The sequence below is a fragment of the Gottfriedia sp. NPDC058432 genome, assembly GCF_042721555.1.
GTDB lineage: Bacteria > Bacillota > Bacilli > Bacillales > Bacillaceae_G > Gottfriedia.
This window is the reverse complement of the sequence record NZ_JBHXLC010000004.1, coordinates 44,976-57,204: the sequence shown is the minus strand read 5'-3', so window position 1 is coordinate 57,204 and position 12,229 is coordinate 44,976. Positions and strand designations below refer to the sequence as shown.

3 protein-coding genes are annotated in these 12,229 nt (G+C 36.6%); all 3 read right to left on the bottom strand.

Features of this window, described 5'->3' with window-relative positions; all coding sequences use genetic code 11:
* Positions 1 to 10 precede the first annotated feature (10 nt).
* The 3 genes from ACFWM3_RS06045 to ACFWM3_RS06035 all read right to left on the bottom strand — a co-directional run bounded on the left by ACFWM3_RS06045 (position 11) and on the right by ACFWM3_RS06035 (position 11,850).
* Positions 11 to 1,261, bottom strand: a complete 1,251-nt coding sequence (locus ACFWM3_RS06045) for an ABC transporter substrate-binding protein (RefSeq protein WP_056467221.1) — start codon at positions 1,259 to 1,261, stop codon at positions 11 to 13.
* A 405-nt stretch (positions 1,262 to 1,666) separates the two neighbouring features.
* Complete coding sequence (locus ACFWM3_RS06040; RefSeq protein WP_056467220.1) at positions 1,667 to 3,166, bottom strand: malate:quinone oxidoreductase; 1,500 nt, start codon at positions 3,164 to 3,166, stop codon at positions 1,667 to 1,669.
* A gap of 659 nt (positions 3,167 to 3,825) precedes the next feature.
* Positions 3,826 to 11,850 (bottom strand): S8 family serine peptidase, encoded by an 8,025-nt coding sequence (locus ACFWM3_RS06035; protein ID WP_390310706.1) that lies wholly within the window; start codon positions 11,848 to 11,850, stop codon positions 3,826 to 3,828.
* Positions 11,851 to 12,229: the final 379 nt, after the last annotated feature.

Sequence of the window (12,229 nt, the reverse complement as noted above, 5' to 3'; positions counted from 1 at the left end):
CTTCATTTTTTTAGTTCTTAGCTAGTGCCTCGTCTGCCTTTTTCGTTAATTCTTTTGCAGCATCTTCAACACTTTCTTCATTACTCCATGCTTTTTTCAAGATATCTGTTTCATACTGCCAGATTTCGCCTGTATTTTTCACACTAGGTAGTGGAACTGAATAGTCAACTCCATCAATAAAGGCTTGAAGATTTAAATTTGGAACAGCTTTTAGCCAAGCATCTTGTGTACCGTTGTAAGCAGGGATTACTGTACCAGTTTTCGCATACACTTCTGCTGCTTCTTTAGAACCAAGGAATTGAACAAACTTCCAAGCAGCATCTTTATGCTTCGTATTCGCCGCAATTACATTTGATAATCCATGAATAGAAACTGCACGTTGTTTTCCTTTTGGTACAACAGCTACATTTAAATCTGGATTTTTCTTATACTCTGGAACCATCCAAGGTCCATCAAACATCATTGCAATTTTTCCTGAAGAGAATAACTCTGATGGTGCTGTTTCCGTCATTTGAGCTTGTGTTGGAGACAAGCCTTCTTTTATAAAACTAATATTATATTTAAGTGCTTCAATTGCTTCAGGTTGATCAAATCCGACCGACTTGCCGTCATCGGAAATAATATGTCCACCATTTTGCCAAATGAAGTCATAATATCCGCCTTGGTTACCCATTAAAGCAGCAAAACCATAAATACCTTTTTCTTTATTTGTAAGTTTCTTTGCTACTTCTTTTAACTTATTCCAATCCCAAGTATCATCTGGGTATGGTATACCTGCTTCATCAAAAATCTTTTTGTTATACCAAAATCCAGTTATATCAAAGTCTTTTGGGATACCATAAAGTTTTCCGTCAACTGTATAAAGATCGACTAATGACTTAGGATAATTGTCTAGACTATAGTTATCCTTTGATGCTAAGTCACTAAGTGGGACAATTACTTTGCCTTCCGCATATTGGACTACATGAGCCCCGTTCATCCAAAAAACATCCGGCAATGCTCCTCCTGTAGCAGCTGTTTCTAGCTTTTGGAAATACTGTGCATATGGAGTAAGCTCCGTTTTCACTTTAATATTAGGGTACTTTTCATTAAATAATTTTATAATTTCATCAACCGCAGGAACTTGCTTCTTATCCCAATAACCGTAAGTAATTTCAACCTTTCCATCTTTTGCATCCCCCGATGTATCACTGCTACCACATCCAGCCAATCCTAGTAAGCCTAAAGCCAAGGTTAGTAGCAAAATAAGCCACTTTTTCATCCCATTCCCCTTCTTTCTCTTAAAAGTTTAATAGCCTTTCAATCGAGTAGTTTCTCTAATGACACCTTTTGAAGTAAAACTCCACGAATATGTTGTCATGATGTTATTACCAGTTAACTTGTAAAGGCTTACAAAAAACGTTTGATTTTCTAATATAAAGTTTCATCACCCCTATTTCACTTTCAATAACCATTTAGTAATGATGTCATTACCAGTTGTAAGTAGTATATCACCTCTTTTTTAAATCCTGAACACTTTTTTAAATTTTTCGAAAAATTTAAATCGACATGATTCGTCATACTATTCGTTATTTAGTCATTATCACTTATTCCCTGTCACAGCAAAAAGAACCTTCAAGTCAATGTCAATTGAAGGTTCTTTACTTTATTATGCTATTTATAAATATTAACTATAAGCTAGCTCTTTTTCATTTAATCCAAGCGCTTTTGAAGTTGAAGCTTGAATTTCCTCTAAAAGTTCCGGATGTTCTTCTAGAGATAAGCCAAATGAAGGGATCATTTCTCTAATCTTTGGAGCCCACTCCATCATATGCCCGGGGAAGCATTTTTCTAATACTTCAAGCATTACATGAACCGCTGTTGAAGCACCTGGAGATGCTCCAAGTAATGCTGCGATTGAACCATCAGCTGCACTAACTACTTCAGTACCGAATTGAAGTGTTCCTTTTCCAGCTGGCGTGTCTTTAATAACTTGTACACGTTGACCAGCAACTACGATATCCCAATCCTCACTCTTAGCATTTGGAATAAATTCACGTAATTCTTCCATACGTTTTTCATTCGATAATAAGACTTGTTGGATTAAATATTTCGTTAATGACATCTCTTTTACGCCTGCCGCTAACATAGTCATGACGTTATTAGGTTTTACAGAACTAATCAGATCCATATTTGAACCTGTTTTTAAGAACTTTGGTGAGAACCCAGCAAAAGGTCCAAATAATAATGACTTTTGGTTATCGATATATCTTGTATCAAGATGCGGAACAGACATTGGTGGTGCACCAACTTTAGCTTTTCCGTATACTTTTGCGTGATGTTGCTTTGCAACTTCCTGATTTTTACATACTAAGAATAGTCCACTTACAGGGAACCCTCCAATATGTTTTGACTCAGGGATACCCGTTTTTTGTAGTAAAGGTAGACTAGCTCCTCCGCTTCCGATAAATACGAATTTTGCAATGTGGGAGTCAATATTTCCAGTGCTCATATTATACACTTTTACTTCCCACCCGCCGTCGCTAGTACGTTTAATGTCTTCAACATTATGTCTATAGTTAATCTCGACATTCTTGCTCTCTAAGTGCTCAAACATCATACGTGTTAAAGCGCCAAAGTTTACATCCGTTCCTGAGTCTATTTTTGTTGCCGCTATTGGTTCATTAGATGTGCGTCCTTCCATGATTAGCGGAATCCATTCTTTCAGCTTTTTTGCGTCCTCTGAGTATTCCATTCCTTTAAATAGAGGATTGTTAGAAAGCGCTTCAAATCGTTTGTTTAAAAATTCCACATCTTCTTTACCTTGCACTAGACTCATATGAGGAATTGGCATGATAAAGTCCTGTGGATTACGAATCAAGTCGTTGTTTACAAGATATGACCAAAATTGTCTTGAAAGTTGAAACTGTTCATTAATTTTTATGGCTTTACTAATATCAATCGATCCATCAGCTTTTTCTGATGTATAGTTAAGCTCACATAATGCAGCATGTCCCGTACCTGCATTATTCCACTCATTAGAGCTTTCTTCCCCTGCTTTTTCTAATTTCTCAAATACTTTAATTTCCATTTCCGGTGCTAATTCTTTTAGTAATGATCCCAAAGTCGCGCTCATGACTCCAGCACCAATTAAGATAATGTCTGTTCTAGTTTGTCTGTTGCTCATAATAACCTTCCTTTTCCCCTTTATTTGCAAAAAAGTAGGTTTTCCTGCTTAGGTGTCACAAAAAGCAAGGCACCACCTAGGAACACACCTTTTCTGTCTCAATTATATCTTATTAATAGTATAACACATTTAAACCATCTTTTAATAATAGTATATCACTATTTAATTATATCCAATTAATAGTATATTTCTATTACTAATTGCCCTAAAAAAATTTTTTTCTTTATCTGATAATTATAAACTATTTAAAGAATGTAAAAAAGTTAAAAATCTATCATTAAGGTCCTTATTTTAGAAAAATAAATTCTAAAGCATTCATACTTAATGAACTAGACACTTTTATAGTAAGCGCTTATTTTAATATTATCTTGCGTACAAAAGAATATAACGAAAGGAATGATTTGCTTATTATTTTGGAATCATTTAATGAGCCCAAAATTTAAATTATTCTTTGGCTAATACATAGTCTAATTTTACTCCTATTAATATTCATTTGTACACAAAAAACAGACTGCCGAGAAGGTCCCGACAGCCTGTTTCGACTCAAATGAGCCCTTTAATTCCTCTTTAGAAAAAATTTTTCAATGCCTTATTTTTTCTTGAAAGGCTTATTTGCTCCGCAAATTACTGAAACTTTGCAAATTGGGCTAACTGTGCCATTACTTCCCACTGTTTCCTTTATGTTTGAACGTTACAGTGATTGTATGATTCTTTGTAATATTCGTTAACGTATACGTATTATTTGTTAGCTTTGTTTCCACTCCGTCTACTTTAAACGTATCAACCTCATAACTACCCTTATCAGGTGTAATTTTGAATGTTTGATTTGCTCCTTCATCTACAGTAAGTATACCAACAGGGCTGATCGTTCCATTCCCTTCAGCTGATACTATGATAGTGTAAACGATCTTTTTGAACGTTACGTTAATCATGTGATCCTTCGTTACATTTGTAAATGTATAAGAGTTATTTGTAAGATTTGCATTCACACCATCAACAGTAAATGTAGCAACCTCATAGCCTTTACTCGGTGTAACCGTGAATGTTTGATCTTTTTCATGATTCACAGAAACTTTACCGCTTGGACTGATCGTTCCATTGCTTCCAGGTGATGCTGTAATTGTGTGTACAATTTGTTTAAACGTTACATTAATCGTGTGATCTTTTGTTACATTCGTAAATGTGTACGTATTGTTTGTTAACTGTGCATCTACACCGTCTACTTTAAATGTTGCAACCTCAAAACCGTCATAAGGTGTGATCGTAAATGTTTGGTTTGTTCCGTGATTTGCAGCAATTCTGCCGTTCGGACTAATCGTTCCGTTCGTTCCAGCTGTTGCTGTGATGATATGAACGATTTGTTTGAACGTTACTTCGATTGAATGATTCTTCGTTACGTTTGTAAATGTGTACTCGTTGTTTGTTACTGCTACTTCTTGTCCATCAACTTTAACGCTTCCAATCTCAAAACCTGTATTCGGCGTGATTTTATAAGTTTGATTAGACCCATGTTTCACTGAAGTGAAGCCGTCCGGATCAATTTTACCGTTGCTGTCAGTTGTTGCCGAAATCAAATGTGACAAATCATCACTAATGATAACAGTAAATGAAGTGTCAATATAACCAGGGGCAGTAACTGTAAACTCATAATCACCCAGTTCTTTGAATAATGATCTGTCAGTAAATGTAAGGTCCTTAGCTGTCAGAGTATACTTGCTTGGATCAACAACTTTACCATTTAATGAAACAACTGGATTCGCTGTAATCCACGCTGAATCCTGATCGTGGGTAACAGTAATCGGTGTATCTTCTTGAATGTAAGCAATTTTTGATGCAAACACTGGTGCATTGCTCTTAACAACTTGAGTAACCTTCGTGTCTGGGTAGCAATACGCCGTAAACTTAATTTCTTTATTGCCTGTCGTTGTAAATGCTGTTCCAGGAAGTGTTATTGTGATATTGTTCTTATCTGATGAGATTGTCGCATCAGATTTAACTGATATTCCTTCTACTGTAATATCACCAGAAACTGCCTTAGCTGCATTTGCCCATCTCATATTTTCAGTATTATTAGGTACTGTAATAATTACTGGTTTATTAACTCCACTTAGCGTCACGCTCGGTGTTGGTGCCGTTCTTTGAGCAAATGGTTGAGCAATTGTAATTGGCGTAAAGTAAGGTGATATGAACTTAACATTCTTATTACCTGCAGCAGTATTAGATTGTGTTGCATTTCCATCAATCGTTACTGATCCTGTACCATTTTTTACAGATGTTGTGACATAAGGTTTTACTGATATAATCGATGATAATTGTATTGTGACATCACCATTATCTATCGATTGATCTGACGTCGGTGCAAGTAAAATTGAACTTCTCCATAACGAATTATCATCCCCATTAATAGAGTAAGTAATGGTATCACCAAACTGAGGTGTTCCTGTAGTTGACGAAATTGTAATGACAGGTGCAGTTTGTGGTGTAACAGTTGTATTTACATTAACGTCAGCATAACCCGGAGCTGAAACAACTAAGCTCCTTGAAACTGCAGCGCCGCCATTTGTTCTTACTAAATCATATGGAATCGTTAATGTTCCTGCTGTTTCATCAATCACAGCCTTAGTTTTAATCGAATTTCCGCCAAATTTAATATCACCACTAGCCTTCATAACAGCTATCCAATCAGATGCAGCTGTACCTGAATTAAATGTCATTACAAGGTCTTTTCCAGCATAAATCGTTCCTGCCGGACTTGTAAGTGTTACCCCTTGTTTGTATAAAGGTTGATCAACAGACACTATTTGGTAATTTGATGCGATTATATTGATTTTTGTGCTTCCTGGAGTAGTGATTAGCGCTTCATCAATCTTAATTGGTGTTCCAGGAGCACCTACCGTGATTTTATTTGCCTCAAAATCCGCCCTATTAATTGTATTACCGCCAATTTGAATGGCTGTAATCGCATCTCTCCAAGCTTGTGTATCGTTTGTAGCTCCAACTCCTATTGAAATTGGGTTTGGATTGCTATCATTAAAATAACGATTTGCTTCAGCCGTCAATGTTGGAGACGGGAACGCATTAATTCTTTGTGTGAATGAATACGAATCGTAATTGTCAGCTGAGATTGTAATCTTCCAATCTGTACTACCCGACGATGGCGTCGAGAAAACACCTGCCGGAATCGTAAAGTTAAATGTTGTTGCGTTCGCCGGCGTCAACTGGTTAAAGAGTCCTGCCAATTCAGTTCCTGTATAGTTTTTAACAACATTATTATTTGGGTCAGTTACTGTTATTGAATTAATATTTGGCTGCCAAATATCACGATAGTGCGCAGCTGTTGAACCTGTCGTATCTGATCGAGTGTATGTCAACGCTTTTCCAATTGTTGCAACGTTGTTTGGTGATAAAAGTGAAAAGCCAGTTCCTCCACCATTTTGCATTTTAAATTTTAAAGATCGATCCATATAACCTGGAGCCTTGAACACGATTGTGTGGACTCCCGCTTTTTTGAATACTGACGGATCAAATTCATATTGTCCTTTGTTAGATACTACTTTTTCAATAATCGAATTTGTTGAAACGCCATTATATATATTCGTAGCTGCTTTTCGGTCGACTCCATCAATCAGAATTTGTCCACCAGCTCCGTCTACAGCAGCTCTCCAAGCTGTATCTTCAATTTGTGTAAGTGTTGTAGCGCCATTTACAACGTCTGGTGTTTTATAGCCTACAGAAAACAATTGAAACGGATTGACTTTTCCATAATATACAAAGGCGTTGATATCACTTGTTTTAATAAATGGCACTGGTTTAATAACCGTGTTAAAGGCAGTAAGATCCGAACCGCTTGGTACTGTGCCAAATCCAGTAATCGTTATAGCTTTACTTGTAGTTAAAACGATTTTTCCTGCTAAAGTTGATGCATTTTGAGCAGTCGTATTGTACTTTCCAATGTTTTTGATGATGTATTCAAAGTCGTTATAATCAATTGTACCGTCGAAGTTAAAATCAGCACTTCTAGTGTAAGTTGAAGATGTGTCAACAAAGCTATTGTAAGCTGTGCTTTCAGCCTCAATGTCTTTCATATCGATTACATCGTCACCATTCACGTCACCTGCAAGCATGATTGCATTTGGAACAGAATAATTTCCTCCTGCTGCGTAATTATATTGTCCCGCAGTATTAACAGCTAATGTACCATAGTATGTTAAATGACCTGGCATTTTCATTTCAAAATTGTATGGTTTATCTCCTGCTTGCATTGGAAGGTCAGTTGTGAATAAACCATTCTGAGTAATCCCTGGATTTTCACTTGATGCGCCAGCTGTAGGATTCTTAGCTATTGACAACTTAGACGTAATACCACCTGCATTAGAATCTTCAAACTTAACCTCAACACCCGAAGCATCAGACGTTATTGGTGTTGCTCTACCGAATGTAGTAGTAGTCGGATAGTTTTGGAATCCTTCTGGTTTAATACCTCCACTAATATATGCTGAGCCTTTAATATAAAGTTTTTTATCAAGGAATGTAGGGACTCGATCCATCCCATTTTTCCCACCGTCATACGTTGTGATTTCCGGGATATTCGCAGATCCTTGAAGCCATAATGTATCTAATCCAGCATCATTTGTCACTTTGTATTTAATATCAAGAAGAGGCATTTCTTGGGCAACACCCCCGCTCATTGTTTCTGCTGTATTTAATACACCTTGAGCTTGTAAATCTTTTGGAAGATTGAAATTGAATATAAAATCTCCATTTACATCTGTGTCCTGATGAATCCAAGACTTATCAGCTGTAATACCCTTTGTTGCTAAAAAGGCTTTATATTCTGGACTGAAATCGATATCCTTAATATCAGCAAAATAAAGGCTATCAATATAAAACTTTGCTCCTACAAGCTTTTTCGGATACTTAATAGATAATGTTGATTTAAAATTATCTCCTTTAGAGACTAATGTTTTATCAACAAGGAAGTTAGGGTCTACTCCATTTAATGTAGTTGAACCTGGCGAATCTAGTCGTGCAAAGCGATTAACAACATACTCATTACCTTTTTTAACAAAATAATAAAATTGTCCTTGCGTTTCAAGATTACCTGCAAACGAGTAATCTTCAGGATAAATTCTGAACTGTGTACCGTAATTTTCTTTTAATGGGTCAGCATCAGTATTCACAAGGTCTTCTTTACTAATTCCAAATCTAAATTGTCCATCACCACTAGGGGTAAGGAAGTAGTTGACGTACGGTGCTGAGTTTGAATCACCAAGCATTCCGTCAATTCTACCTAAAGATTGACTTACATTTGTATCAGTATCATAGTTCGGCGGTGCAGGAACTTGCGTTTCATGCCCAACGTTTTTCATATAATCAACATTTGAATCGTAGGCCTTTCCTGAGAACCATTTTAGCGCTCCATCTGTCATAGGACCGTTTGGATCAATCTCATAAATCCCAGGTTCACTACCTTTATCCATTTGTACTGTTGGTGCAGTGTTATCAATATAAACTGTGCCGTTTTTTTCATATAACTGACCATTAGAAGCGTCTAAAGCACGAGCTTGTATTGTATAACCACCTTCTCCAAGTTGCTTCTGAGTTGATTGTTGTTGTGTCAGTTTAACTGATAAATTAGGATCATCCTTGGAAATTGGATCTTTATAAGGGTAATAACTACCATTAACTAATAACGGTGCATAAACCAAATTACCAAGAGTAAAAGCAGAAAGATTAAATGTAGCAATATATCCTATATATTTACTTCCAGTTAGATCCATAAGATAAAGCTTAAAGCCAAATGAAGGATCCAGTGTGCTTTTCACTCGAACCTCTGCCCAAGATTGAGGAGTAACAGCAAATGTATTAGGATTAAAGTTTTTATCACCACTTAGCGTAAAAGCTTTTCTTTGGATTCTAAAATCTAGTCCTCTACTTTGAACGTTAATAGCAAGAGGCATACGGTAAGTTTCATCAGGATTAGCTGGATTAACAAAGTTAATATATGCCTCGTAATATCCACTTGTAGCTGATGCAGGGGCAGTGAATTTTACAGTTAGATGAATTGTTCCTCCTGCTGGAACTGTAATTGACTTTAATTCAGTCTCAGGGGATGTTGCATTACTTATGCTAATTTTAGCACCTTGTTCCACCCCATCTTGTCCATTTGTCATGAACGCATCCTTAAAGAAAGCACTCGATCCGTCGAAGGTCTTAGCAGCATTCCCGTTATTCGTAATATACAAATCTCCTGATTTCGTAACAGAACCATCTACTGAACGAGCTGTATAACCAAACGAGAATGAACCTGTTGTATTTGCTATGTTAATAATATTTGAACTTGATGAATCGTCAGTTGATGAACGTGATTGAATAAAATCCTTTACCTTAAATTGCATATCAGAATGCACTGCCTGATATGGATCGGCTTTACCAGAGCCGATTTGGAATAAACTTTTTTGTGAGTCTATTGCATCAGCAGTTTGCATCAATGCTACTTTGACGTCCTCAGGCTTATAGTTTGGATGAGCTGATAAAATCAATGCTGCCATACCAGCAACATGAGGAGTAGCCATTGATGTACCTGACATGGATTGATAAGTATAAGAATAATCTTTGTTATTTGGCTCCCATATATCATAAGGAGCTGTTGAGAAAATATCTACACCTGGGGCAACAACATCAGGTTTAATTGCTAATGAACCCGTAACAGGTCCGGTAGAACTAAAACTAGCAAGTGAATTCCCCGCCATTGTATAATTTCCAGCATTCGATACAGATATTTTCTTAATCGTACCTGCCTTAAAAGCATTATAGAATTTTGTTCCATCATTCTTGCTTATTTGCAAAGTGTAAACCGTACCACCCTTAGAACCAAAATAAAATGGATAATACCCTTGATCATCAAATAGAAGATTAGCATTGTCTGATGGATTCCACACAATCATGGCCTTAGCATGTTCATTAGTCGCATACATCATTAGCAGGTCCATAGATGCAGCACCACGTTTAACAAGAACAACTTTATCTTTAACATCAATATTTTTATTACGAAGATCATCATACCAAGCAGGTGTGCCGTATCCAGCATCTACGATATCATACTGAGTCGATCCACTAAGCTTTGAATTCGATTCCGAGAAATCCTTTCCGATTAAACGAGTATTTGTAATCGCAAATGAATCCTCCCCTGTTGCTCCATATGAATGGATGTCAAACGTTGGTACTTGAGTAGGTGTAGCAATTGCACCGACAGTTATTGCCTTAGCAGTAGCACCTGGAGTTCCTACTGTTCCAGCACCCGGACCAGAGTTACCAGCAGCAATAACTGCAGTTACTCCAAGGTCAGAAATATTGTTAATTGCAACAGCATTTGGAGACAGTGAATCATTATAAGCTGCACCTAGTGATAAGTTAATTACTTTACACCCATCCTTATAAGATTGCTCAATCCCTGCCATAACTGCCTCATCTGTACCACCGTGAGGACCTAATACACGGTAAGCATATAACTGAACTTCAGGTGCAACTCCTCTAACTGCATAAGGAGAACTACTTCTTGATTGACCTGCAATTGTTCCAGCTACGTGAGTTCCGTGAGAAGTAATATAGTTATGGTAATCTGTTGGAAAGTTTGGATCTTGTTGATCAGATGGAAGTGCATTATTGGCATTCTTTGCAGCTAACCAGTCAGAATAGACCGTTTCCATCGGGTCATTGTCATTATCTACAAAATCTTTACCGCCTTGATATTCTCCAGCAAGATCTGGATGATTATAGTCAAGACCTGTATCAATAACACCAACTTTTACACCTTTCCCTGTGATGTTTTCATTTTGTAAATCATGTATTTTTAACCAATCAAGAACTGCTGTTTCACCAGATTGCGGGCCTTCTGGACCTGGAGGTGGAACTGTTCCAGATTGCGTATTAACTGCTTTTTCTGATACGGAAGAGTTCTCTGAAGTACTACTTGCTGATTGTATGTTAGAACGATTTGAACGAATAACAGGTAATACATTTGGATTTGTTTTTTGATCAGAAACCTTTCCGTCACCTGTTACGCTCGCTGGAATATCGTTTGACTGAGAAGCTGGAATTGGAGCATATTTGACATTTTGATAGACACTCTTTACGTAAGGTAATGCCAATATATCATTAAGTGAACTTTTAGGAATTTTGACAGCTAACCCGTTAAATACTTGAGTATACTCTCTTCCTATATGAATAGCGCTAGAGGATTCGCCTGTAGCTTTCAATTTTTTAGATTCGTTGCTAACGAAGCTCTTAAAGTCACTGTGTGTTTGATTTACTTCTGTTTGAGCACTTTCTAACGTAACAGTCGGTGTGCTCTCTTGATTAACAGAAAGTTTTCCAGAAGATGTATTCTTCTGTTGATTTTGCATTTGAATTGGGGCTGGATCAACATTGAATTGAATAATTAAATCTAGTTGGTCCGAAGAATTTAATAGCTTCGGATCAAATTGAAGCTTCTCTAAATATAAATTTTGCAATTGTTGTGCTTGAGTCAAGTCAAGTTTGCTATTACTGTCTAACTGAACAGTTTGGCTTTTACTTGCAGATGTTCCACCTGACATGGCAAAAGCCTGAGCTGTGTAGCCTAGCAGTGTTGAAGTTGCAAGAAACGTTGACATGACCATCTTTTTCATTTTACGATGGCTCATACCTTTCTCATTTCCCTTCTTTAATTTAATAGATAGAGCAAAAGCCCTATTCCCCCCTAACCATTTCCTCCTTTAATGACAGAATTTTAATATTGTTAAAAATTTTACGACAATTAGGTCGCCATTCTTCATTATAAGTTGGGTTATAGGGACAGTAAATTGGGGAATTTTAGCGTAATATGAAGAAAGAAAATTGTCATATTTTGTTAAATTTTTGGAGCAATATTCCTTTTTTCATTGTTTTATATGCATATTTTATAGGAATGGATTTGGGGGAATTTGCAACTTGTCATTCTACAAATTTTGTTGATTTTAAATTTTTGGGATAAATTAGTAATTCTTAATCCTTTTCAGTGATTCTATATCTACTTAAGAACAT